Origin of the sequence: Bradyrhizobium amphicarpaeae (assembly GCF_002266435.3) — a bacterium.
Taxonomy (GTDB): domain Bacteria; phylum Pseudomonadota; class Alphaproteobacteria; order Rhizobiales; family Xanthobacteraceae; genus Bradyrhizobium; species Bradyrhizobium amphicarpaeae.
This window is the reverse complement of the sequence record NZ_CP029426.2, coordinates 2126855-2151773: the sequence shown is the minus strand read 5'-3', so window position 1 is coordinate 2151773 and position 24919 is coordinate 2126855. Positions and strand designations below refer to the sequence as shown.

20 protein-coding genes are annotated in these 24919 nt (G+C 64.5%); 13 read left to right on the top strand and 7 right to left on the bottom strand.

The window, feature by feature from the left end; genetic code table 11:
- Positions 1-106: 106 nt before the first annotated feature.
- The 5 genes from CIT40_RS09990 (at position 107) to CIT40_RS09970 (ending at position 5236) form a co-directional block, all read left to right on the top strand.
- Positions 107-1051, top strand: a complete 945-nt coding sequence (locus tag CIT40_RS09990) for a helix-turn-helix transcriptional regulator (RefSeq protein ID WP_094892278.1) — start codon at positions 107-109, stop codon at positions 1049-1051.
- Between the two features lie 98 nt (positions 1052-1149).
- Positions 1150-2139 (top strand): alpha/beta fold hydrolase, encoded by a 990-nt coding sequence (locus CIT40_RS09985; RefSeq protein ID WP_094892403.1) that lies wholly within the window; start codon positions 1150-1152, stop codon positions 2137-2139.
- 42 nt (positions 2140-2181) lie between these two features.
- The gene (locus tag CIT40_RS09980; RefSeq protein ID WP_094892277.1) at positions 2182-3387 is read left to right on the top strand and encodes an NAD(P)/FAD-dependent oxidoreductase; all 1206 of its coding nucleotides are present in this window, start codon (positions 2182-2184) and stop codon (positions 3385-3387) included.
- Between the two features lie 33 nt (positions 3388-3420).
- On the top strand, positions 3421-4332 hold the full coding sequence (locus tag CIT40_RS09975; RefSeq protein WP_094892276.1) for an MBL fold metallo-hydrolase: 912 nt from the start codon (positions 3421-3423) through the stop codon (positions 4330-4332).
- A 157-nt stretch (positions 4333-4489) separates the two neighbouring features.
- Complete coding sequence (locus tag CIT40_RS09970; RefSeq protein WP_094892275.1) at positions 4490-5236, top strand: SDR family NAD(P)-dependent oxidoreductase; 747 nt, start codon at positions 4490-4492, stop codon at positions 5234-5236.
- A 223-nt stretch (positions 5237-5459) separates the two neighbouring features.
- Here the strand turns inward: CIT40_RS09970 and CIT40_RS09965 are convergent, their stop codons facing one another.
- Positions 5460-6521, bottom strand: a complete 1062-nt coding sequence (locus CIT40_RS09965; protein WP_094892274.1) for an isocitrate/isopropylmalate dehydrogenase family protein — start codon at positions 6519-6521, stop codon at positions 5460-5462.
- A gap of 185 nt (positions 6522-6706) precedes the next feature.
- On the opposite strand from CIT40_RS09965, the gene CIT40_RS09960 reads away from it, so the two are divergent.
- Positions 6707-8095, top strand: a complete 1389-nt coding sequence (locus CIT40_RS09960) for an MFS transporter (protein WP_094892273.1) — start codon at positions 6707-6709, stop codon at positions 8093-8095.
- Positions 8096-8133: 38 nt separating this feature from the next.
- On the opposite strand, the gene CIT40_RS09955 is transcribed toward CIT40_RS09960, so the two are convergent.
- Positions 8134-10329, bottom strand: a complete 2196-nt coding sequence (locus tag CIT40_RS09955; RefSeq protein WP_094892272.1) for a hypothetical protein — start codon at positions 10327-10329, stop codon at positions 8134-8136.
- A gap of 261 nt (positions 10330-10590) precedes the next feature.
- Entirely contained in the window at positions 10591-12207 is a 1617-nt protein-coding gene (locus CIT40_RS09950; RefSeq protein WP_094892271.1) for a B12-binding domain-containing radical SAM protein, read from the bottom strand.
- Between the two features lie 330 nt (positions 12208-12537).
- Here CIT40_RS09950 and CIT40_RS09945 point away from each other — a divergent pair, with 330 nt between their 5' ends.
- The 7 genes from CIT40_RS09945 to soxA all read left to right on the top strand — a co-directional run bounded on the left by CIT40_RS09945 (position 12538) and on the right by soxA (position 18718).
- Positions 12538-12987, top strand: a complete 450-nt coding sequence (locus tag CIT40_RS09945; RefSeq protein ID WP_162307429.1) for a (2Fe-2S)-binding protein — start codon at positions 12538-12540, stop codon at positions 12985-12987.
- A gap of 11 nt (positions 12988-12998) precedes the next feature.
- The gene (locus tag CIT40_RS09940; protein ID WP_094892269.1) at positions 12999-15185 is read left to right on the top strand and encodes a xanthine dehydrogenase family protein molybdopterin-binding subunit; all 2187 of its coding nucleotides are present in this window, start codon (positions 12999-13001) and stop codon (positions 15183-15185) included.
- A 44-nt stretch (positions 15186-15229) separates the two neighbouring features.
- Positions 15230-16513 (top strand): NAD(P)/FAD-dependent oxidoreductase, encoded by a 1284-nt coding sequence (locus CIT40_RS09935; RefSeq protein ID WP_162307428.1) that lies wholly within the window; start codon positions 15230-15232, stop codon positions 16511-16513.
- Positions 16514-16708: 195 nt separating this feature from the next.
- A complete protein-coding gene (gene soxX, locus CIT40_RS09930; RefSeq protein ID WP_094892401.1) occupies positions 16709-17149 on the top strand; it encodes a sulfur oxidation c-type cytochrome SoxX in 441 nt (146 codons plus the stop codon).
- 8 nt (positions 17150-17157) lie between these two features.
- The gene (locus CIT40_RS09925) at positions 17158-17625 is read left to right on the top strand and encodes a SoxY-related AACIE arm protein (RefSeq protein WP_094892268.1); all 468 of its coding nucleotides are present in this window, start codon (positions 17158-17160) and stop codon (positions 17623-17625) included.
- Positions 17625-17942, top strand: a complete 318-nt coding sequence (gene soxZ, locus CIT40_RS09920; protein ID WP_094892267.1) for a thiosulfate oxidation carrier complex protein SoxZ — start codon at positions 17625-17627, stop codon at positions 17940-17942. The genes CIT40_RS09925 and soxZ overlap by 1 nt, the downstream gene beginning before the upstream one ends.
- A complete protein-coding gene (soxA, locus tag CIT40_RS09915) occupies positions 17939-18718 on the top strand; it encodes a sulfur oxidation c-type cytochrome SoxA (RefSeq protein WP_094892266.1) in 780 nt (259 codons plus the stop codon). Before soxZ ends, soxA begins: the two co-directional genes overlap by 4 nt.
- Positions 18719-18770: 52 nt before the next feature.
- Here the strand turns inward: soxA and CIT40_RS09910 are convergent, their stop codons facing one another.
- The 4 genes from CIT40_RS09910 to CIT40_RS09895 form a co-directional block, all read right to left on the bottom strand.
- Entirely contained in the window at positions 18771-20438 is a 1668-nt protein-coding gene (locus CIT40_RS09910; RefSeq protein ID WP_094892265.1) for a regulator, read from the bottom strand.
- A 10-nt stretch (positions 20439-20448) separates the two neighbouring features.
- Positions 20449-21147, bottom strand: coding sequence for a cysteine hydrolase family protein (locus CIT40_RS09905; RefSeq protein ID WP_094892264.1), 699 nt, complete (start codon positions 21145-21147; stop codon positions 20449-20451).
- 265 nt (positions 21148-21412) lie between these two features.
- Positions 21413-22561: a metallophosphoesterase family protein gene (locus CIT40_RS09900; protein ID WP_148667189.1), complete on the bottom strand. Its 1149-nt coding sequence runs from the start codon at positions 22559-22561 to the stop codon at positions 21413-21415.
- A 177-nt stretch (positions 22562-22738) separates the two neighbouring features.
- Positions 22739-24919, bottom strand: coding sequence for a CHAT domain-containing protein (locus CIT40_RS09895; protein ID WP_094892262.1), 2181 nt, complete (start codon positions 24917-24919; stop codon positions 22739-22741).

Sequence of the window (24919 nt, the reverse complement as noted above, 5' to 3'; positions counted from 1 at the left end):
CTATGCGCAGAGATCGCCAGACCTGCCGTTCGGCCCCGCTCCGCGGCGGCTGAAACGATGATCGCCTTGTCGCCCATCGGCGACGCGTCGCTACACGAGCAAAGCCATGAGCAAAGTCGTCTTGCGCGACTCTCCGGGCGAAATCCCGGCCGCGTCCCGCGTGCAGCGCGACCTGACAGGAGATCGGCCCGCTGCCGACGTGGAGATGGCGCGCGTGCTCGGCACGCTTCCCTTTCGCATGGCATTGGATTCGTCCGGCGCAGGCATTGCGCACTGGAAGCACGAACCATTGCACGACGTCGTCGCGCCCATGAGCCACCACGTCATCATGGCTTACAACGGCGTTGTCCAACGCATGGAGCGGCGGTCCGGAAAGGACATCGCAATCGGGACGTTTCGTCCGGGAGCGGTGATCATTATTCCCGAGGGATCGAGCTCCCGTTGGGACATTCCGAAACCCGTCGACGTCGTTCAGCTCTACCTTCCGCAGACAACGCTGAGGCGCGTTGCCGACGAAGCCGCAACCGGCGTATCGCCCGAACTCCTGGAGCGAACCGCGCATCCCGATCCAGTCACGTCCCGTCTGCTCCTGAGCGCGGCGGACGTGCTGGAAGGAAACGAGGCGCTGGATACGCTGTTCAGACAGCAACTCATGGATTTGCTGGCGACGCGTCTCCTGGCAGCGCACACCGGCTCGCCCGGCACGATCGCGCCCGCCAGGGGCGGGCTCGCGCCGAAGACTTTGCTTCGGGCGATCGAGCGGTTGCGCTCCGACAGTGATTCCGACGTCTCGCTCGCAGCGCTTGCCGCCGAGGCCGGCTTGTCGCGCTTTCACTTCTGCCGCGCCTTCAAGGACAGCACCGGGCTTTCCCCGCATGCCTGGCTGCGCCAGCACCGGCTCGAGCAAGCCATGAACATGCTGCGCGACACCGACGAGTCGGTCGTCTCGATCGCCGCCGCCCTTGGCTATTCCTCGCAGACCGCCTTTGCCGCGGCGTTTCGAAAGCTGACCGGGGAATCGCCGAGCGATTGGCGGCGGCGCGCGCGATAGCAGCAATCGCGCTGCAATCGCGGCAATCGCGCTGGGGCACGCGCAAATCCAGTTCGCTAGACATCCATCGTGCCCCCACACCTGCAATGGAGCAGCAAATGCATTTGATAACATCCGTCAGCCGGCTCGCGAGCTCCTCGCGACGAAACATCCTGGCAACAACGCTTCTGTACACGGCGTCGTTGACCGTCCGCTCCACCTCGGCAGTAGGTCGCGACTCCAAGAGCGCCGCCCTCTCGATCGGCAAGAGCGACGGTGCAAGCTTCGTCACCACCAGCGACGGCGTCCGGATCTTCTACAAGGACTGGGGACCGAAGTCGGCGCAGCCGATCGTCTTCCACCACGGCTGGCCGCTCAGCGCCGACGACTGGGACGCCCAGATGCTGTTCTTCCTCGGCAAGGGTTTTCGCGTGATCGCGCATGATCGCCGCGGCCATGGCCGTTCGAGCCAGGTCAGCGACGGTCACGACATGGACCATTACGCCGCCGACGTCGCCGCACTCGCCGAGCACCTCGATCTTCGCAACGCCATCCACGTCGGCCATTCCACCGGTGGCGGCGAGGCGACCCGATACGTGGCGCGCCATGGCCGGGATCGCGTCGCCAAGCTCGTGCTGATCGGCGCCGTGCCGCCTTTGATGCTGAAAACCGAGTCCAATCCCGGTGGGCTGCCGCTTGACGTGTTCGAGGGCTTGCGCCGGCGGCTCGCCGCCAACAGGTCGCAATTCTATTTCGAATTCGCAAGCGGCCCCTTCTACGGCTACAATCGTCCGGGCGCCGAGCCCTCACAAGCCGCCATCTGGAACTGGTGGCGTCAAGGCATGACGGGCAGCAGCAAGGCCCATTACGACGGTATCAAGGCCTTCTCCGAAACCGATTTCAGCGAAGACCTGAAGAGCATCGCGGTGCCGACGCTCGTCCTGCACGGCGGCGACGACCAGATCGTCCCCGCGGCCGACTCGGCACCGCTGTCGGCCCGGCTGCTGAAGCACAGCACGCTGAAGGTCTACGACCTGCTGCCGCACGGCCTGTGCACGACCCATCCCGACATCGTCAATGCCGACTTGCTCAGATTCGTGACGGCCTAATCCCGCCCTCATCGCAATCGCACCAATCAAGGATCATTCATAATGCGCATCGTCATCATTGGCGCCGGCTTCGCCGGCATGTATGCCGCCCTTTCAGCAGCCCGCTTGCGCGACATCCAGGGCGCTTCGCCGGACAAGCTCGAGATCGCGCTCGTCGCGCCCGAACCGACGCTCGTGGTTCGCCCGCGGCTCTACGAACCGAACCCCGAGACCCTGACCGCACCGCTGCAAGACGTCCTCAAGTCGATCGACGTCGTCTATGTCAAAGGCCATGCCGAGGCGATCGATACCAGGTCCAAGGTGGTTGAGGTCGCTGGCGCGCAAGGCACCCGGAAGAAGCTGTCCTACGACCGGCTGGTGGTCGCCACCGGCAGCCGGCTGTTTCGGCCGAACGTTCCCGGCCTTGCCGAGCATGGTTTCAGCGTCGACCAGCTCGATGATGCCGTCGCGCTCGATCGTCACCTCCACGGGCTGTCGAGCCGCCAAGCCTCGAAGGCACGCAACACCGTCGTCGTCGCAGGCGGCGGATTTACCGGCATCGAGGCGGCGACCGAAGTGCCGTCGCGCCTGCGCAAGATTCTCGGCAAGGAGGCCCAGCTGCGCGTGGTGATTGTCGACCGCAACGAGGCGATCGCCCCGGACATGGGCGCAGGCCCCCGCCCCGTCATCGAGGAGGCACTGCGCAAGCTCGGCATCGAGACCAGGCTCGGTGTCGGCGTGACTTCGCTCGACAAGTCCGGCGTCACGCTTTCCAACGGCGAGCATATCGAATGCGAGACCGTGATCTGGGCCGCCGGCATGCGCGCGGCTCCGTTGACGGCGCAGATCCCTGCCGAACGCGACCAGTTCGGCCGGCTGCTCGTCGACCGTGATCTTCGCGTGCCATCGGTGAGCGGCGTCTTCGCCACCGGCGACGCCGCACGGGCCGCGTGTGACGATGTCGGCAATTACGCGCTGATGTCGTGTCAGCACGCGACCCGGATGGGCGCCTTCGCCGGCAACAACGCCGCCGCCGAGCTGCTGGGCGTTCCGACCAGACCCTATCACCAGAAAGCCTACGTCACCTGCCTCGACCTTGGCGAAGCCGGCGCGCTGTTCACCCGCGGCTGGGAGCGCACAGTCGAGATGGTCGGCGACGTCGCCAAGAAGACCAAGCAGGAAATCAACACGGTCTGGATCTATCCGCCCAAGGCCGAGCGTGCCGCAGCGCTCGCCTCCGCCGACCCCGAGCGCGTCACTGCGCTCTAGCAAACTACCCCCAACCTCGAAAAGGAGACCAACATGAACCTTCACAACGCTTCCATTGCCGCGAAACCCGAAGAGCTCGTCCCGTCGCGCTACGCGGTGCGCATCGGCGACATCGACGTGCTGGTGGTCAGTGACGGCGTGCTGCCGCTCCCGACCACCATGCTGGCGCACAACGCAGACCCGGGAGTCCGGGCCGCCTGGCTGAACGAGATGTTCCTGCCTCAGGATGCCTTCGACTGGGCACTGAATGCGGTGATCGTGCGAAGTGGCGACAAGACGATCCTCATCGACGCCGGACTGGGGTCCGATCCCGACTTGCATTTGCCGCGCGCCGGACAATTGATCAAGCGGCTGGAGGCCGCCGGCATCGACCTTTCGTCCGTGACCGATCTCGTGCTGACTCACATGCACATGGATCACGTCGGTGGCTTGCTGGTCGACGGCGTGAAGGAGCGCCTGCGCAAGGACCTGCAGATCCACGTCGCCGCCGCCGAGGTCAGGTTCTGGGAGTCCCCCGATTTCACCCATACCAACATGCCGCAAGGTTTCCCCGATGCGCTCCGGGCCGCCGCCAAGCAATTCGTGAAGATGTACGGCAGCCAGATCCGGAAGTTTGACGAGCATCACGAGGTTGCACCTGGTGTCGTCGTTCGTCGCACCGGCGGTCACACGCCCGGACATAGCGTGGTTCGCGTGGCGTCCGGCGGTGAAGCGCTGACATTCGCCGGCGATGCCGTGTTTGCGGTCGGGTTCGATCAACCCGAGTGGCACAATGGCTTCGAGCACGACCCTGAGGAAGCGGCGCGCGTTCGCATCCGGCTTTTGCGGGAGCTCGCGGAGAGCGGCGAGCTGCTGGTGGCCACGCATATGCCGTTCCCATCGGTCGGTCACGTCGCGGCCGCCGGCGATGCCTTCCGCTGGGTGCCGGTGTTCTGGGACTACTGACCACCAAGGACAGACTGAACCGGAGCGCGCGCCCGGGATAATCGAGCGCGCCCCTTCCGGGTCACGCCCATCACGGCGGCCGCAACATCGAGATTCGGCCGCCGCGACCTGCAAACTCTGACCAATTGGTGCGGTCGGCCGCACGAGAGACAAGAACATGCAAGATCAAAAGGTCGTCGTCGTCACTGGCGGCACTTCAGGTATCGGCCGGGCGGCGGCGCTGCGCTTCGCGAAACAGGGCTACCAGGTGCTCATCACCGGCCGCCGGGCGAGCCTGATCCAGGAGACCATGCTGCAACACGAGAATGTTGTGGGAATGACGGCGGATGCGGCGTCCGCCGAAGACGCCAAGCGAACCATCGCGAAGGCACTCGACAAATGGGGCCGCCTCGACGCGCTGGTCAACAATGCCGGCGCCGGCGCGATCCTGCCGCTCGCCGATGCGACCGCCGATCGCATCACAGACATCTTCGCCGTCAACGTGCTCGGCCCAAGTCTGCTTGCGTCGGCAGCGCTTCCTCACCTCAAGTCAAGGCGCGGTGCGATCGTCAACGTCTCCAGCACCTTCGGGCACAAGGCCGCGGCGGGACTATCTCACTACGCGGCCAGCAAAGCCGCCGTGGAGCACCTGACGCGATGCTGGGCCCTGGAGCTGGCCCCGTTCGGGATCAGGGTCAACGCCGTTGCACCAGGTCCAACGGAGACGGGTGCACTGACGGGCATGATGGGATTGTCGGCGGAGCAGGCTTCAGCGGTCGAGGAACAGGAGCGCGCCAGCATCCCGCTCGGCCGCCGCGGCGTGCCCGATGATGTCGCTGAATGGATCGTCCAGCTCGCCGGACCCGCTTCGGCGTGGGTCACCGGTCAGGTGGTCGCCGTCGATGGCGGCCTGGGATCGGCGTGATCTCGGGCGGTCAACGGCGCTGCCGACTTCGGATCGCAGGCAGCGCAGCTTGACGTCACGACCATATCAGCATTGCGCGGCTGTTTTGCCCGACGTGTCAAACCGATCACCACTGCGAATGCGCTCGCGCGGCGGCTCGAAAAGCCCTTGTTGATCAAGGGCGTTCTACTGTGCATGGGGTTGTTTTTCGAATTTCGCATGGAGCGGCCAAAGAATATTTCGCTCACCCCGCGCTGAGAGCCTCCGCAATCGCCGCCCCCGCCGCGATCGTGCCGAGCCTGCCGCCGACATCGCGCGTCGCCCTGCCCTCGCCAAGCGCCTTCGCCACCGCCGCCTCGATCGCGCGTGCGGCCTCCTCGTAGCGGACGGCGCCGCTTCTCTCGCCGTGCCAGGCGAGCAGCAAGGCCGTCGACAGGATCAGCGAGACCGGATTGGCGACGTCCTGACCGGCGATGTCGGGCGCCGAGCCGTGCGCGGCTTGCGCCATGGCGTAGCGGTCGCCGACATTGAGCGAGCCGCCGAGGCCGAGGCTGCCGGACAGCTCCGCCGTGAGATCGGACAGGATGTCGCCGAACATGTTGGTGGCGACGATGACGTCGAAGCGATCCGGGTTGCGGACCACATGCGCCATCATGGCGTCGACCAGGATGTCGTCGACCGCGAGCCCGGGATAGGCCTTCGCGGCCTCGCGGCAAATGTCGAGGAACATGCCGTCCCCGATCTTGAGCACATTGGCCTTGTGCACGATTGTGAGATGCTTGCGCCGTTTCATCGCCAGACGGCAGGCAGCGTGCGCGATGCGCTCGCAGCAGAGGCGCGTGATCCGTCGCAGCGAGATCACGACATCGGGCGTCACCAGCATCTCGCCGTTGCCCTGCTCCATGTTACGGTCGGCGTAGAAGCCTTCGGTGTTCTCGCGGACGACGACGAGGTCGAAATCACCGATGCGGCCCGGCCTGCCCGGATAGGTCCGCGCGGGCCTGACATTGGCGTAGAGGTCGAGGTTCTTTCGGAAGTGCCGGGACGGGTTGATCTCGCCATGCGCCTCGTCCTTGAAGTCGAAGGTCGCGGTCGGGCCCAGGATCAGGCCGTCGGCGGCGCGGACGATGTCGAGCAGTTCGGGGCGCACGGTCGTGCCTGACAGCTTCAGGCTCGCATGCCCGACCGCATGCTCCTCCAGGCGCAAATTGAGCTGGAAGCGCTCGGACGCCGCGCGCAGCACACCCGATGTCGCAGTCGTGATCTCGGGCCCGATGCCGTCACCGGGCAGAACGACGATTTGCATGGCGATCCCCTGACAATTGCAGCAGCGGCGCGATCATACGCCAGCGTGAGCCGGCATCGCCTCAGCTTCACGCATACACCGCATGCAGGCATATGCCTGTGGAAGCGAAGCCAGCCGTAGTACATGCCAAATTCCGCTATCGCATCGCCGCCGGGGCAACGCGCGAACGCAATGACACCAGGGCAATGACAATCACGTTACCTGCCGCCGCGCGCGAGCCCGACCATACCACCGCTGACGGCCTGCCGCGCGCGCAGCGGCGCTGGGCGATCGCCGCGATCTTCACCGCGCTGGCGATGGCCTCGCTCGACACCGCGATCGCCAACATCGCCCTGCCCGCCATTGCCGCCGATCTGCATGTCTCGCCGGAGCAGTCGGTCTGGGTGGTCAACGTCTACCAGATCGCGCTGGTGGCGACGCTGCTGCCGCTCGGCGCGCTCGGCGAGATCGTCGGGCACCAGCGCATCTATCTCGGCGGCCTGATCCTGTTCACCATCGCCTCGCTGCTCTGCGCGGTGGCGTGGTCGCTGGACAGCCTGCTGGTCGCGCGCACGCTGCAGGGGCTCGGGGCCAGCGGCATCATGAGCGTCAACACGGCCCTGGTGCGCTTCGTCTATCCCGGACGGATGCTCGGCCGCGGCTTTGGCCACAACGCGCTGGTGGTCGCGACCGCCTTCACCATCGGACCCACGATCGCTTCCGCGATCCTGGCGATCGGCCCGTGGCCGTGGCTGTTCGCCGTCAACATCCCGTTCGGCCTCGTCGCGACCGGGATTGGCTTTGCAATGCTGCCGAAAACGCCGCGCGCCGATCACGGGTTCGACTTTCTGGGCGCGATCCTGGCGTCGGCCTGCCTCGGCCTGTTCATCACCGGCATCGGCAGCGCCGCGCATAATCTGTCGCCGCTGGTCGTGGGCATCGAGCTGGTCACGGCCCTCGTGCTCGGCTTCATCCTGACGCGCCGTCACGCCGATCACCCGGCGCCGATGTTGCCGATCGACCTGTTCAGCCGGCCGATGTTCGCACTGTCGGCCGCGACCGCGGTGTGCTCCTTCGCCGTACAGGGCCTCGCCTTCGTCTCGCTGCCGTTCTATTTCGAAGACGTGCTCGGGCGCTCGCAGGTCGAGACCGGCTTCTTCATGACACCGTGGCCGCTGGTGGTCGGCATCATGGCGCCGATCGCGGGGCGCCTGTCCGACCGCCATTCGGTCGGCGTGCTCGGCGGCATCGGCCTGGTGCTGCTCGGCATCGGCATGGCGCTGCTCGCGTCGCTTCCGGCCAACCCCGCCATTGCCGACATCATCTGGCGGATGGTGATCTGCGGCATGGGTTTCGGCTTCTTCCAGGCGCCGAACATGAAGGCGGTGATGTCAAGCGCGCCGCCGCACAGGAGCGGCAGCGCCTCGGGCATCGTCGCGACCGCGCGCCTGACGGGACAGACGACAGGGGCGGCCCTCGCGGCGCTCTGCTTCGGGCTCGCCGGCCACGACGGCGCAACCGTCGCGCTGGCGCTCGGTGCCGGCTTCGCAGCACTCGGCAGCGTGATGAGCTTCCTGCGGCTGGCGGTGAAGTAGACCGAACAGGCTCGCGCCCTCGATCGGCGCACCGCCCTTCATGGGACCTTCTGCGCGATCGGACGGCTCACGAGGGCCGCGGCATCGAGCGGCTCGCATTTGATCGTCCGTTTCAGCCTTGGCGGGCCGTTCCAGCCCGCAGTCTCGCTCAGGGGCACAAACGTGCCTCCTTGCGGCGTCAGGATGATCGGCTCCGACTTCAGGCAGAGATCGGGAAATGCGAGGCCATGACCGCCGCCTTGGCCGAATCGCCCAACCAGCGTCTGGGAGGCCTGCATCCGCGTCGCCGGCGAGGCCCGCATCGTGCGGTCGGGGTCGAAGGCGCGATAGCACGGCCAGTCGGTGTGGTTTGCCTCGAACTCATAGGCGATCCGGCATGCCGCGCCGGCCGATTTCTCGAACGGCGCATCCGACGGCGCGGCGGCATCGCGTTCGAAAACCAGGGCTTGCAGCGTCAACACTTCGGTCGTCGCGCGGGACACCTCCGGCTTGCCCGGTTCGATCGCGATTTCCCCACGCGAGAACACCAGCTTGGTCCTCGGTCGCGCCTCCCTGGTCTCAAGCACCAGCACGGGCCTCTCCGCCCACGAGCGGTCCAGTTCCACGTCACCATTCCCCATCGTCAGCCGTGCATTGCCGACCGAGGGGTTGTCCCTGGCGAAGTCGATCGTGCGAAGATGGACACTCGACTTCGACGCCTCGAGGCTCAGGAAACGCAAATCGTCCACCTTGCGCGTGATCGGCATCATCGGATCGAAGCGATCGTCGATGTTGAAGCGGACGATCTTCTTCAGCTTGGCCGAAAGAGGCCCTTTGGCGGCGAGCGGCGGCGCAACGTCGATCACGAGCAGGGCGCCGTCGGGCGAAAAGCTGTTGCCGAAGGCGCGCTGCCAGGCGGCTGTCAGCGGCGAGTCCGTCCGCTGATCGATGTCCCGCGCGAAATAGATCTGCCGTCCGGCGCGAACCAGCGGAAAGTTCTGAAATGCACCGAGCGCCGCGCCGTTGCGAACCTCCGGTTCGGGGAAGGTGACGCATTTGGACTGGTCGTCGCCGTCGGACTCCTCGACCTTCCTGGAGGCAGAGCGGGAGCAGAAGCTCAGATGCTGCTCCTTTGTCTTCTGTGCGCTGATCGACGTCGCGTAGATGAGATCCGGACTTCCCGGCACTTCCATCGGCAGCGGAGAGGTCGCGAACATGTCGACCTCCACCCTGCTGAGCGACGGGCCCGCGTCGGCTGAGCAGAGATCCCGGGCCGGAAGCGTATTGGTGAGGAGGTGCGCCGCATCGGCGCCGACGATACAGGACATGCTGTCCTGCGGATTATTCCGGCTCATCCAGACCAGATGATCCTTGCCCGCTGCATCGACCAGGAGATGCGGCGCCGCGTGCCGGCGGCGCGGCGGCAACCAGACCGGCATGGTCTCGGACAGCATGGGCTCGCGCTTGAGCAGCGCTTCCGGCAGCCGCGTCACGCCGACCGAGCGCAATTCGGCGCTGACGGCATTGGGATCGGTCGTCCAGTCGAGAACGGGCACGCTCGCGCAGGTGATGCAGGTCACCGCTAGATTGGAGCGCAGGTTCTCGAACATGAGAATGACCTGATCAGGATCGCTGCCGTATTGGGCCGGCGCGATCGCCTTGAAGGGATGATCCACCACGCGACTGACCAGAAATCCGTTCGACCGCGACGGGTCGGAATCGAATTCGAAATAGGTCGATCGGTCCCAACCGCGAAAGGCGTCGTATCCTCCGAGACTCACGCCGGCCAGAACCATCTTGGAGTCGGTCTGACAGCGCGCCGCACTGCTCTCCTGATTGCCGTTTCGTATGTAGAGACAGAGTCGAAAAGCCGCGTTCTGCAGAATGCGGTCGCAGTCGTTCTGGTTATAGCCATAGGTCGCAAGGCCATGGCGATAGCACAGGTCGTGAAAGACGCAGGCCTGCCTGAAGCGCTGCAGGACGAGATGGCGCTTCTGGTTGGAATCCCTGCCGCCGTCGAAGAATATGTTGGCCCAGCGCGGCAGGCTGCAGTTCAAGCCCTCGCCGCTGCCACCGATGGTGCTGACGACGTCCGGCCCCGACTGAAAGGCCGTGATGGTGGCGGGCATTTCGCCATCGGTGATGTCGTCGACGTTCTTGTAGATGGAATCGGCGATGAAGGAAGGCAGATATGCGAAGACCAGCACCGCCACGACGATCAGCGCAACCGACCCGAGGATGACCTTCTTGAACATGGCTCAACCCCGCTAAAGCTTTTCTGGCAATGACGTCGGTCGCAATTGCAGACGGTCACTGAGCCTCGCGGACCAAATGCCCGCGCGGAACGTCCAGCCGCCGAAGATCGCAGCAGGCCCGGTGTCGTTTCGATGAAGGATCAGCTTGAGGTTGTCCGGCTGTCAAGCCGGGATCTCACACATGACAGCCACTTTGATAGCCGGCGGCACGCCGGACAGCGCATCACTGCATTGTGGCCGGTTCCAATCGCGCTGCGGATCTCAGGCCAGATGTCGAGCCTCGGTCGCGTCCGCAGCCAGAGCCGGACTCGGCACCTGCTCGTCCAGCGCCGCCAGTCGCTCGTCGATGGCGGCAATGACCTTGCGGGAGAACGGTCCGAGATGGGCATAGGCGGCGATCATCTGGACCGCAATGCGCGCCGATGACGTGTCGCGCTTGGCGCAGTTCATGAACGTCTGCCACAGCGGCCCGCGCGCTTCGGGAAGCGCGGAGACGACACGATGCACGGTCTCCATCGCACCAAGCTTGGCGCGGATATCCCCTTCCGCGAGTTCGTCGCGCTGCCGCGAACGGTCGAGCAGCGTCATCAAGCGGTCGACGCGTCCCGCATAGGCGGCCGGGCTGTAGACGTGTTCCAGCACACGCTTGTAGTCCATCAGGATGTCGCGCAGCGGGCGCAAAGGATCGAAATTGATTCCGGCCGTGCACTGATCGGCGCCGATGGTCGGCGCCACATCGTGGCCGGTGTGGAGCCGGCCTTCGCGCTCCAGGCGGCGCGTCAGCTGCGTGTTCGGCAAGGCATAGAGCAGTCCGACCATGCTGACGGGAATCGCGGCTTCCTCGATGAAGTCTATCATGGCGTCCGCCATGGAGACCTTCTCGTTGTCGAAGCCGACGATGAAGCCCGCGGTGACGAGCATGCCGGCGGCGTAGATCTTGTGGATGCTCTCGGCGATGTTGCGCCGGGTGTTCTGCTTCTTCCGCATCGCGACCAGCGTCGCCGGATCCGGACTTTCGATGCCGACGAAGATGGCGAAGAAATTCGCCGCACCCATCAGATCCAGAAGCTCCGGATCGTCGGCGAGGTTGACCGACGCCTCGGTCGACAATTCGAACGGATAGCCGTGGCTCCGCTGCCATTCCGCGAGTTTCGGCAGGAACTGCCGCAGCGACTTCTTGTTGCCGATGAAATTGTCGTCGACGAAGTCGAGATGGCCGCGATAGCCCATCTGATAGAGCTTCTCGAGCTCGACGAACATCTGCTCGATCGTCTTGGTCCGCGGCACGCGGCCATAGAGCTCGATGATGTCGCAGAACTCGCAGGTGAAGGGACAACCGCGCGAATATTGCACGCCGAGATAGAGATAGTCCTCGAACTTGAGCAAGTCGAAACGCGGCACCGGCGTCTTGGTCACGTCCGCCTGGAATTTCGGTGCGGTGAAGGTGCCTGACCGCGCGCCGCCTTCCCAGGCTGCGATGAAATCGTCGATGACGCTCTCGGCTTCGCCGAGCACCCTGAAGTCGGCCCGTTCATAGATGTGCGGGCTCGAGGTCGGATCCGGTCCGCCCACGACAACCGGCTTGCCTGCGGCACGGCAAATCTCGATGAGGCGCAGCGTGTCGGCCTGCTGGGGCAACATCCCGCCGGTGAAGACGGCGTCGGCCCAGGCCAGATCCTCGTCGCTGAAGGCCGCCGTGTTGCAATCGATCAGCCGGACCGTCCAGCTTTCGGGCAGCATCGCGGCAACCGTGATCAGGCCCAAGGGGGCGGCCGGGCGCTTTACGCCCAACACCTTGCAGGATTCGCCAAAGGTCCAAAAGGATTCCGCGGAAAACAGCGGGTACAGCATCAGCACGTTAGGACTCGGCAATTTCATGGAACTCCTTCTGGCGTCGGCGCAGTGTACCAAACAACGAGCGCCTTGCATCTCGGCAAAAGGGACAAACTGTCGCCGTGGCCAGACAGCGCATGGAACCCGCGTTCACAGCTGCGTGTCGCCTCAGGCCTGAGGACTGGCGCCCGCGGAAAGTCGATCGGATCGACCATGATGGGGGTGAGACAAAACACCGCTCACCCCACAATCTTCCTTCGGTATCGCAATTCTTTGCATTTCACCCCTCGCACTATTGATTTGAACAGTTCCAATTTGCCGGACACATTGCGCCTCTGAGTTCAGTCGGTGGATTGGGCCAATCAGGGGACTGCGATGGCAAACCTAACAATCAACGGAAAAACCTTCACACTCGACGTCGAGCCGGATACGCCGCTGCTTTGGGCGATCCGCGAGAATGCCGGTCTCACCGGCACCAAATACGGTTGCGGCATTGCACAATGCGGCGCCTGCACCGTGCACATCGATGGCGTCGCGTCCCGCTCCTGCGGCGTCTCCGTCAGCGAAGCCGAGGGCAAGAAAATCACGACCATCGAGGGGCTCGGCTCACGCGATGCCTTGCACAAGGTGCAGGAAGCCTGGATCGCCCAGGACGTTCCGCAATGCGGCTATTGCCAGAGCGGCATGATCATGGCGGTGGCGGCGCTGCTGAGCGAGAAGCCGAAGCCGACCGACGCCGATATCGACGAGGCCATCACCAATATCTGCCGCTGCGGCACCTTCCAGCAGGTGCGCGAAGCGATCCACACGATCGCAAGCGCGTAAGGAGCCGCCCCATGAACAAGCATGTTTCTCCCAGAATGAACCGCCGTGCCTTCGTCATCGGCAGCGCCACGCTTGGCGCAGGCCTTGCCATCGGCCTCGACATCCCCTTCGGTGGGCCCGCCGCGGTCCGCGCCGCCGACGGCTCGCCCGAGATCGGCGCCTGGGTCGTAATCAGGCCTGACGACACCGTCGTGATTCGCATCGCCCGCTCCGAGATGGGTCAGGGCTCGCTGACCGGCCTCGCCCAGCTCGTCGCCGAGGAACTCGAATGCGACTGGACCAAGGTCACGACCGAATATCCGACGCCCGGCCAGAGCGTCGCCCGCAAGCGCGTCTGGGGCGATTTCTCGACCGGCGGCAGCCGCGGCATCCGCTCCTCGCAGGACTATGTCCGCAAGGGCGGCGCCACCGCGCGCGTGATGCTGATCCAGGCCGCGGCCGACGCATGGAAGGTTCCCGTCTCCGAATGCGCGGCCGCGAACAGCGTCATCACCCATACGCCGTCGGGCCGGACCACGACTTATGGCAAAGTCGCCGAGGCCGCCGCGAAGCTGACGCCGCCGGCCGAGGTCAAGCTGAAGGATCCGAAGGACTGGAAGCTGATCGGCAAGGGCGTGAAGCGGCTCGACACCGCCGACAAGACCACTGGCGCCATGATCTACGGCGTCGACGTCAAGCTGCCGGGCATGCTGAACGCCGCGATCAAGGACTGCCCGGTGTTCGGCGGCAAGCTGAAGAGTTTTGACGAAGCCAAGATCGCCGGCATGAAAGGCGTCAAGAAGGTCGTCAAGGTCGGCGATACCGCGGTCGCGGTCGTTGCCGACACCTGGTGGCACGCCAAGACCGCGCTGGATGCGCTGCCGATCGTCTGGGACGAGGGCGACAACGCAAAAGTCTCCAGCGAGTCCATTGCGAAGTGGCTGGCCGAAGGCCTCAACAACGACCAGCCGGCCTATGTCGGCAACAAGAACGGCGACGCCAAGGCGGCGATTGCGAGTGCGGCCAAGAAGGTCGAGGCCGTCTACGCCTATCCCTACCAGAACCACGCCACGATGGAGCCGATGAACGCCACCGCGCTCTACACCGCGGACAAATGCGAGGTCTGGTGCGGCACGCAGAATGGCGAGGCCGCGTTCGCAGCGGTGCTCGAGGCCTCCGGCCTGCCGGCGGACAAATGCGACGTGCACAAGGTCATGCCCGGCGGCGGGTTCGGCCGGCGCGGCCAGACCGACTATGTCCGCCAGGCCGTCATGATCGCCAAAGAGATGCCGGGCACGCCGGTCAAGCTGTTGTGGTCGCGCGAAGAGGACATGGCGCACGGCCGGTATCACCCGATCACCCAATGCAAGATGACCGGCGCGTTCGATGCCGACAACAATCTGGTCGCGCTGCACTACCGCTTGTCCGGGCAGTCGATCCTGTTCTCGCTGCGCCCCGAAGCGCTGCAGAACGGCATGGACCCCGCTGCCTTCCAGGGCGTCGCCCAATCCGGCGAAGCTGCGTTCGGCTATTCGGTGCCGAACCTGCTGGTCGAGCACGCGATGCGCAACCCGCACGTCCCGCCCGGCTTCTGGCGCGGCGTCAACGTCAATCACAACGCGATCTACATGGAGTGCTTCATGGACGAGCTGGCCCAGGCCGCAGGCCAGGACCCGCTCGAGTTCCGCCGCAAGCTGATGGGCAAGCACCCCAAGCACCTCGCGGTGCTCAATGCGGTCGCCGAGAAGATCGGCTGGAGCACGCCGGCGCCGCAGGGCGTCTATCGCGGCATCGCCCAAGTCATGGGCTATGGCAGCTATGTCGCCGGCGCCGCCGAAATCTCGGTGACCGACGGCAACAAGATCAAGGTGCTTCGCATCGTCGCCTCCACCGATCCCGGCTACGTCGTCAACCCGGCCCAGGTGGAGCGGCAGATCGCGGGCTCCTTCGTCTACGGCCTCTCGGCGCTGTTCTATGGTGGCTGCACCGTCAAGGACGGCAAGATCGAGCAAACCAACTTCGACACCTACAATTCGATGCGCATCAACGAGATGCCGAAGGTGGAATCGGTGATGGTGCCGAGCGGCGGGTTCTGGGGCGGCGTCGGCGAGCCAACCATCGGCGTCGCAGCGCCGGCGGTGCTCAATGCGTATTTCGCAGCGACGGGCAAACGGATCCGCTCGATGCCGCTGCGGGACCAGAACATCACCTTCGCCTGAGAGCAGCTGCGGCGGCCATTGCGGCCGCCGCGGCATTTTGCTGGATGATCCCGATGAAAAGGCGCCCGCTGACACGGCGCGATGCCGTGCTCGGCATCGCCGCGGCAACCGCAACGCTGGCGCGGCCATCGATGCTGCGTGCGCAATCTGCAGGACGTGTCGTCGTGGTCGGCGGCGGATTCGGCGGCGCGGCTTGCGCCCGCGCGCTGAAGCGCGCGCAGAAAAATATGCAAGTGATCCTGATCGAGCCCAACGCGGTCTTCACGTCCTGCCCCTTCAGCAACGCGGTGATTGCGGGCCTTCGCGACATCGAGGCGCAGCAGTTCGGCTACGACAGGATTGCCGCCGATGGCGTCACGGTCATCGGTCAGGCCGTGACCACGATCGACCCGGAGCGGCGCAGCGTCGTGACGAATGACGGCGTCGCGCTGCCCTATGACCGTCTCGTGCTCTCGCCCGGCATCGACTTCCATTTCGAAGCGCTGCCCGGCTATGACAATGCCGCATCGGAGAAAATGCCGCACGCCTGGAAGGCGGGCGCGCAAACGCTGTTGCTGCGCAGGCAGTTGGAGGCAATGGCCGACGGCGGCACAGTCGCCATCGCAATCCCGGCCAATCCCTCGCGCTGCCCGCCCGCGCCTTACGAGCGCGCCAGCCTGATCGCGCATTATCTGAAGGCGAAGAAGCCGCGGTCAAAGGTTCTGGTGCTCGACGCCAAGGACAGTTTCTCCCAGCAGCGGCTGTTCGAGAAGGCATGGAAGGAGCTGTACGGCGACATGATCGAGCGGATCGGCCTGTCGCAAGGCGGCCGCGTCACCTCGGTCGATCCGGCGACCATGACGATCGTCACCGAGTTCGGCAACTACACCCCTGACGTCGCCAACGTCATTCCGCCACAGCGCGCCGGACATATCGCCGAGATTGCGGGTGCGGCGGATGCGACCGGTTGGTGTCCGATCGATCCTGTCACGTTCGAGTCGAAACTCGTCAAGAACATCCATGTCATCGGCGATGCCTGCCTTGGGGGCGGCATTCCCAAATCGGCTTCCGCTGCCGGCGCGCAAGGCAAGGCCTGCGCTGCCGCGATCGTCGCTTTGCTCGCCGGCCGCACGCCGGAGCCGCCGCAGCTGACCGGCGTCTGCTACAACACCGTCGCGCCCGACTACGGCTTCTCGCTCGCGGGCAATTACCAGCCCAAGGGCGACATCTTCGCCGAAGTTGAGGGCGGCGCGACGAGCCCGGTCGATGCGCCGCGCGAGCTCCGGGCGCGCGAGGCGGCGGAGGCCGAACGCTGGTTTCAAACCATCACGGCGGACACCTTTGGCTAGCACGAGATGAGATCAAGCTGTCGCCGCGAGCAAGCTGCGCCCCCTCCCCCGCCTGCGGGGGAGGGCTGGGGAGAGGGTGCCTCCGCTTGCGATACTCCCCAAGAAGAGAGAACCCTCACCCTCGCCTTCGGCTCGACCCCTTCCGCAAGCGGGAGAGGCAACTGGAGCTCGCGGCAGCACCGTGCACGCCCTCCGATATTTGCGATCGCTGCATTCATCGCGGCGAGCCTGGCCCTCTCTTCGCCTGCCAAGGCGGACGAACTCGCCGCCTACAGCATTGTCGGCGACGGCATCCCGCAATCGCTCACCGGCACGACCGGCGATGCCGTGCGCGGCCGCGCGCTGGTGCTGGCGCGCACCACGACCTGCATCCTCTGCCATTCCGGCCCCTTCCCCGAGACGCGATTCCAGGGCGATCTCGCACCCGACCTCGCCGGCGCCGGGAACCGGTGGACGGCAAGCCAGTTGCGACTTCGACTGGTCGATGCATCGCGCTTCAACGCAGAGACCATCATGCCGTCCTACTATCGCAACGCCGACCTTGTGCGGGTGGGGCGCAATTTTACCGGCAAGCCGATCTTGTCGGCCGCGGAGATCGAGGACATCGTGGCTTTTCTTGCAACGCTTCGCGACTAGGACTGTTCATGCCAACCACGCGACGACAATTTTTGAGCCTTGCCGGAGGCGTCGCTGCCGCCGGGACGATCCCGATCGTCACCCTGCGTCCGCTACAGGCGACGCCAGCGATGCTCAACACCGCGATCCGCAATGTCGTCGGCGAAGCGCCGATTCGCACCGGCAAGGTCAAGCTCGACATTCCGCCGCTGGTCGAGAACGGCAATACCGTGCCGATGACGGTCACCGTCGCAAGCCCGATGACGGCTGACGACCACGTCAAGAGTATCCACGTCTTCAACGAGAAGAACCCGCAGCCCAACATTGGCAATTTCTATCTCGGCCCCTCCTCCGGCCGGGCCCAGGTGGCGACACGAATCCGGCTCGCCGATACCCAGAAGGTGGTGGCGATCGCCCGCCTCTCCGACGACAGTTTCTGGCAGGTCGCCGTCGATGTCGTCGTGACGCTGGCCGCCTGCACAGAGGAGATGAATTGATGGCCGCGCTCATCAACGTTCCCGCCAAGGCCAGGCGCGGCGACATCATCGAGATCCGCACGCTGACCTCGCACATCATGGAGACAGGCTTCCGCCACACCGCGGACGGCAAGCTGGTGCCGCGCGACATCATCACGAGCTTCACCTGCCGCTACAACGGCGCCGAGATCTTCCGCGCCGATTTGTTTCCGGCAATCGCGGCCAATCCCTATCTGTCCTTCTTCGCGGTCGCCAAGGAGAGTGGCAGGTTCGAGTTCGAATGGATCGGTGACAACGGCTATTCGTCAACCGCCTCGGCATCGATCATTGTCGAATGAGCGTTTGGCGTGCGATAGCAGCGGCGGCCCTGGTTGCCGCGGCCCCTGCCCTGCTTGCCGGTGAAATCCCGCCCGATGCGCGCCGCTCCGGCTATTCCTTCATGGGCCCCGACACGCGCGCCATGCAGGACGACGACACCTCAAATCCCGGCATGCTGTTCGTGCTCGACGGCGAACAGCTCTGGACGAAGAAGACCGGCAGCGCGGAGAAAGCTTGCGCGGATTGCCATGGCGATGCGCGCAGCAGCATGAAGGGTGTCGCGGCGCGCTATCCCGCCATCGACAAGGCGCTCGGTCGCCCTGTCACGCTCGACCAGCGCATCAATCTCTGCCGCGCCAATCATCAGCAGGCTTCGCCCCTGCCCTACGAGAGCCGCGACCTCCTGGCGCTCTCCGCCTTCGTCGCCCATCAATCGCGCGGCGTCGCGATCACCGCCGGCGACGATCCGCAAGCAGAACCCTTCGTGGAACAGGGCCGCGACCTCTTCATGCAGCGCGAAGGCCAACTCAACCTCGCCTGCACCAATTGCCATGACGACAATTTCGACAAGCACCTCGCGGGCGCGCCGATCACGCAAGGACAGCCGACCGGCTATCCGCTCTACCGCCTGGAATGGCAGTCGCTGGGTTCGCTGGAGCGACGCTTGCGCAGCTGCATGAGCGGCGTGCGCGCCCAGGCCTACGATTACGGCTCGCCCGAACTGGTCGCGCTCGAGCTCTATTTGATGTCACGGGCGCGCGGCCTGCCAATGGAGGCGCCGGCGGTGCGGCCGTGAGACGAAAGCAGCCGGCGATTGCCGGCCGCTTTGCAGAATTTCGCGCCGTGACCTACTCCGCCGGCGCGGCCGACATCTCCGGATGCGCGGCATAGTGTTCGCTGGCGCCGAGCTTGCTGGCCGCGAACAGGCCGGCGGCCATCGCGGCATAGGCCAGCGCGACGGCGGGCGTGACGCCAAATCCGCCGCCGATGCCGACGGCCTCGCCGTGCATGAAGCCGAAATAGGTCAGGATCGCACCGACCAGGGCGAAGCCTGATGCCTTCTCGAAATCGCGCTCGATGATGAAGACGCCGATCGCACCCAGGATGAGGCCGCCAAGGATGGAGCCGCCGCCCATCACTTCGAGTCCGTGGTAGAATACGCCCTGCTGCGGCAGCGCGGCGATCGCGGCAGCCTTCACGGCGTCGGCCTTGTCGGCCGCCATGCCGCCGACGGTGGCCGCCGCATTCATGGTCGAGCCGAGCATGGTGTCGATCTGCAGCTTGGCCCAGGCGGCCAGATGCGGCGTCAGCGCCAGCACGATCGCCGGCGCATGCTTGACCGGCGTGGTCTGGAACGCCTGCGCGCCGATCAGCATGCCGATGTAGAGCAGGATCGGCGAGATCGCGACCACGGGCACGAGTGCCAGCAGCACCGAGATGATGCCGAACCAGGCCAGCACGATCACCATGAGGCCGGTCGCGGCCGAGTAGCCGATGCGGCCGCCCATCGCCTTCCAGCCGGGATGGCCGATATAGACCGCGTTGATGAAGGGATTGCCCATCAGGCAGCCGATCAGGCTGACGATGCCGTCGGCCGTGAGCACGCGCGTGGTCGGATATTCATCGCCGGCCGCTTCCGCGCTCTCGACATTGTCCATGGCTTCGACGAGGTCGTAGATGCCGAACGGGATGGCGGTGACGAGAATGATGCCGAGGAATTCGAAGCCGGAGAAGACGTAGCCCACGGCGGGAATCGGCACCGAGAAGCCGAAATTGGCGAAGGCATCGCCGACGCCCTTCACGCTCAGGCCGCCGAGACCGAGCCCGAACAGGTTCGAGCCCCAGGCGATGATCATGCCGGCCGCGATCGCGACGAGGCCCGCGGGAATGCCGCGCCAGTATTTCACGCCGCCGAACCAGCTCACCAGGATGATGGCGAAGCAGACCAGACCGATCTGCGGCGTCATGTACATCTCCAACGCCGGCCGCATTGAGATGAAGGTGACGGAAACGCCGGCGAGTGTGCCGAGCAGCGCCGCGCGCGGCGTGATCTTGCGGATGAGTGGCGCAATGAAGCCGCCGATCATGAGAATGAAGCTCTGGAAGAACACCCAGACGAGGCCGGCCGACCAGCCCTTGAGCGGGTCACCGGTCTTGATCGTGATCGGCAGCATGATCACAAAGGTGACGATGAACATGTGCGGCACGCTGACGCCCGAGGGCAGCGCGCAGACATCGTTGCGACCGGTCTTCTGCGCCAGGCGATAGGCGAGGTAGGCGTAGTAGAAGGTCGAGAGGCACATCATCAGCCCGAGCGCGGGCAGGATGCGGCCGAACACGAGACTGTCCGGCATCTTCAAGACGAAGCGCAACAGGCCGGTGAGCACCAGCATGTTGACGAGGATGTTGGTGCCGAAGCCGAAGAACGCGTTCCAGTCGCCTGATGTCCATAGTACCGGCTTGAACTCGGACTTGTTCAGTTCTGACTTGCCGGCTGTCCCCGTCAGTGTGCTCATGACAATACCCCTATGTGGTCGAAACCTTCATTGCCTCCAGGACCGCAGCTGAGCTCGCGACCCAGCCGAAGATGCCGCCCTGGGCCTTGATCATCTTCAGGCCCATCTCGTGAAACTCGGGGAAGTAGGACGCGCAGCCGTCCGACATGACAACGCAGCGGTAGCCGCGGTCATTGGCCTCGCGCACCGTGGTGTTGACGCACACCTCAGTCGTGACACCGCACACCAGCAGATTCTCGATGCCGTATTTCTCCAGCACGTCCGTAAGCTCGGTGGCGTAGAACGCGCCCTTGCCGGGCTTGTCGATCACGATCTCGCTGTCGAGCGGATAGAGCTCGGGAATGATGTCGTGGCCGGCCTCGCCGCGGATCAGGATGCGGCCCATCGGGCCGGGATCGCCGATACGAAGGCTCGGCGCGCCGCGCTCGACTTTGGCAGGCGGCGCATCGGAGAGATCAGGCAGATGGCCCTCGCGCGTGTGGATCACCAGCATGCCGGTGTCGCGCGCCGCCGTGAGCACCGCGCCGATCGGCTTCACCGCGCGCGCAAGCTGGCTGACGTCGTTGCCGAGCGTCTCGCCGAAGCCGCCGGGCTCCATGAAGTCGCGCTGCATGTCGATGATGAGAAGCGCGGTACTCAGCCAGTCGAGCTTGATCGGCTCCGGCTCGGCGCTGATGACGCCCAGTGTCGGCTTGCCCGAGTTCAGCATGACGCTAGCCCCTCGCGAGAACTCTCTTTGCAAGAGTTCTGCAAGCGCCGTGCCATTGTGTACAATTGCAGCAGCTTCGCGGTCGCAGAAGAATTCGCAACCCGCTCAAAAGGTTATCCCGCACGCCCGCGCCTGCTCATTGGCTGTGCGACGGCTTGACGAGGTGCAATTGCTCAAAGCTTGTGCGGAATTCCGCCGCTCGCGTTCGGCCTGCATCAGCGAGCCGGCCCGGCGGCCAGCAGATCGCATGTGCCTCACCACGCGCTCAGCGACGCTTCTCGACCGTGATCATCTCGCTCTTCAGAAGCGGAGCGCCGCCGTCCTCAACCCGGACGCAATTCAGCTCATACGGAAACGCAGTTTCATCCTCGAGCATCTTCAGCGTCAGCTTCGACGTATCCTCGACGTAACGGGTCCATGAGCCGGGGTTGTAGTACCGGCTCGCGCCAAACGACATCTGTTGAGGCAGATGCGTATGACCGAGGACGAAGACCTGGGCTCCGGCATTGCAATAATTCCGGGCGATCTCCGTGCAGGCCCCGCGCGCATCCGTGTTGCCGGATTCCACGATCGACAATGTCCCGCCACCCGCCTCGCCCAACGTTCCGGGCTTCGCGCCGTCGAAGATCGACACCCATTTGCCCAAGGTGGGATCGGCACGAAAGAACTCTCCAATAAGGTCCGCAACGGCGTCCTCCGTCGACAATTGTCGCCGAATGTCGGCTTCGGTCACCTCGCGGCCGAGCAGTTCCTTGCAGAAAGCGGCGATGTCCTGCCGCAGGTATCGGTCGCCCTGAATTGCGTTCAGCAACTGCGCTCCAACCTGCCCCTGCGACGTCCCTTCGCCGAGCAGGGCCGAGGGATATCGCGCGGCAAACCGTGTGAACATCCACGCGAGCGAGGTCAGTCCCCAGCGGTCTTCTCGCGCGAGAATTCTGATCAGGGCCGTCACCGGGCTGAGATTGTCCGCGAAGGGATACTTCGCCTCCATCAGATTCACGAACTTGACCATGAAGAGCGTCCCAGGACAGATCTCGAGACGTGGCGGGGTGTTCGTGTTGACGATCGGATGATCGGGATGCTCGAACCCGTTGGCCGGATCGATGCTCTTGAGCAGGTGACCATGGCTGATGCGGAGTCTGTCATCGTACCGCGTGTAGACGATTTCGTTCTCGATCCGAATGCCGGGGACCTTCGTCTGAAGCCTTGCCCTGACCTCCGGCCAATAGAGGTCGACGTCGTGGTTGCCCGGAAACAGCGTGACCTGATTGCCGGCCGCTTGGAGTTCCGCGAGCGCGTCGAAGACAAGAGGATGCCCCTTCAGAATGCATTCGAGCTTCTCGACCGATTCCGTTTCCGAGCACCAGGCGTCCGAGGGGTTCCCCTTGTAGGCGTCAGGCAGCACCTGCACCATTTCGAGGAAATCGCCGTTGATGATCAGTTCGACCTCGCCGGCACGCCCTTCCGGCCTGGCCGCCTGGGCGCGAAGGAACGTCGCGAATTGATGCCGGTCGTCGACGAAATCGTCGCCCGCCCCGCCGTCTCCCATGTGCAGGTCGCTGACGATGAGAGTCACGCGCTTCTGGGACATCTATGCCTCCGGCCCCTTGAGATCCAGCGGGCACTGTAGCGAATACCACAGCCCTAATGGGTTGTTCCTCGCAATCAGTTCGCGACGGATGTTGAACAGTGTCGCCCCGACCGATTGCCGCTCGCAATAAGCAGCCAGGAATCTTTTGGCGAACATCGCGGCGAACATCGTCGGCACCGGAAAGCATGGCGCAATCAGCCCGGCCGCCTTGCGCTTGCGGAATTCCGTGCGGAATGAATAGAACGAGAGAGGCGAGAGATCGCCGGCGTCGCAGGCATTGATGAATACCAGCGGCCACCCCGGATAGTTCTCCCCTCCGTCCAGATGGTCTGCGACCAGCCGGCGCTCCGTGTTGTCGAATTTGAGCTCCTTCGCCGTGCCGTGACAGAAGAAGTAGATCACGCTCGCCGGATCGGCATCGCGGATATTCTTGACGATGTCGTCGTACTGTTCGCAATAGCGTCCGCGGCCCTTCAGATCTTTGTTGAAGAATGTGTGCTGAACGTCGACCGGCAAAGGCTCTCGACCCGCCCACGGTGCCTCGGCGTCGATCCCGCGGTTCAGTCCCATGCTCACATATAATGGCCCGACTTGCTGCCGGCGCGCGGGGATCTTTTCATCATGCGACGTTGGCAACAGAAGCGATTCGATCAGGAAGCGGTTGCCCCAGAACCTGCTGGGCTGAAAATTCGCCGGAACGTCGTCATCGACGTAGTGCAGGGGATAAAACATTTCCCAAGGAAAAACCTCGCGATCCGTCGTGATGGTGATCTTCGATCCGTCAGGAAGCGCTTCGATCATGTCGACCATCTTCTTGAAGACCGGATCCTCCGAAAACCGCCGGTAGAGCCGATATCCAATGGTCATGGTCTTCTGCATGCAAGCTCGGGCCGCCGCATCGTGTTCCGCCGGCAATTTCAGATCGTCGCCCACGAACTTCCATGCCGTTTCGTCGGCAACCTTCCTCAGGACCGGGACAATGCTTTCCCTATAGACGGTATCGAGACTGCTTTCGTTGATGATCGTCGTATCGTCGGGCAGGAGTTCGTCGTCCCCGTTCCGTATTGATCCGTAGACCTGCCAAGGTCCGCCTCTCTTACGGATAGTGAACCGAGCATATCGCGGCTCGACATTGGCGCTCGCTGTCACGTGCTCAAGATCGAGATTTATCGTTCGAGGAGGAGCCGGGCTGTCCGATAGCTTGTCAGTCAAGCGAAGCTCGAGAAAGAAAGTATAGATCGCAGCCCCATTGACCGTGAACGTAACGTAGGCGCCGGCCGGACCAGGCTCCGCGTCGCTCCGCTTCGGCGCCGTCAACTCGAAACGAGGCGGCTCTCCGACGAGCTTGCCGTCCTTGATCTCGACCAGCCTGAATGCGCCTCCCTTTGCGAGCGTCAGACCTTTCGGGATGACTTCGACGCCGAGTGCGACCTTCCCCTGCTTCACTGCCTCCAATCCGCGGGCGCCGTCGACAACGGCGAACGCATTGTCGGTCAAGCGACCGTAGAGAAAGAGGAGATCGAATTCTTCACCCCACAAGACCTCGTTGCCTTGCACGGTCTTGCGACCCGACGTGGGCTTGCTCTCCAGCGCGAAAAAGAACGACGCAGAATCGCCTGCACCCGTTTCCTCGTGCCCCGGCGCCGCCTTCTCGTCGCCGGCCTTGGCCTGCGGCAGATCGCGAGGGGCTGGAGGCGCCTTCTCCACCTCGATGGGCGCGTTCTCGACAATGGTTTTCGCGCTATCCGCCCTCAACAACTCTTCAAGGAAAGACATATCGCCGCCCGGCCCCCGGAATTCCATGTTCCGTTCCAGAGCGGGCCGTCCTTTGCTGGCAGCCTTCCGGCGACCGGGCTGGGCCGGAACTGCAAGGGTCCTTGGCTTCTCGCCGAAACCGGCAAGCATGATATTGGCGATGTCGACGACGGAACGTGCATTGATCATTTGCCCGCGGGAAATGCTCAAGCGGGCCGCCTGGATCGGCGGATGCGCATTGATCCTGTCTGCAAACGCCGTCCAATCGGCGTCGGACAAGCCTAGCTTTGTCCTGATATCCGTCGTGGGCTGGACGGCGGCCCCGGGCTTCAACTCCTGACCAAAGAACGCCAAGAGGAACGTCACGATGTCTTTGACCGTCGGCGGCCTGCCTGTGTCCGCAGAAGGTTTCATGGCTTCCGTCAT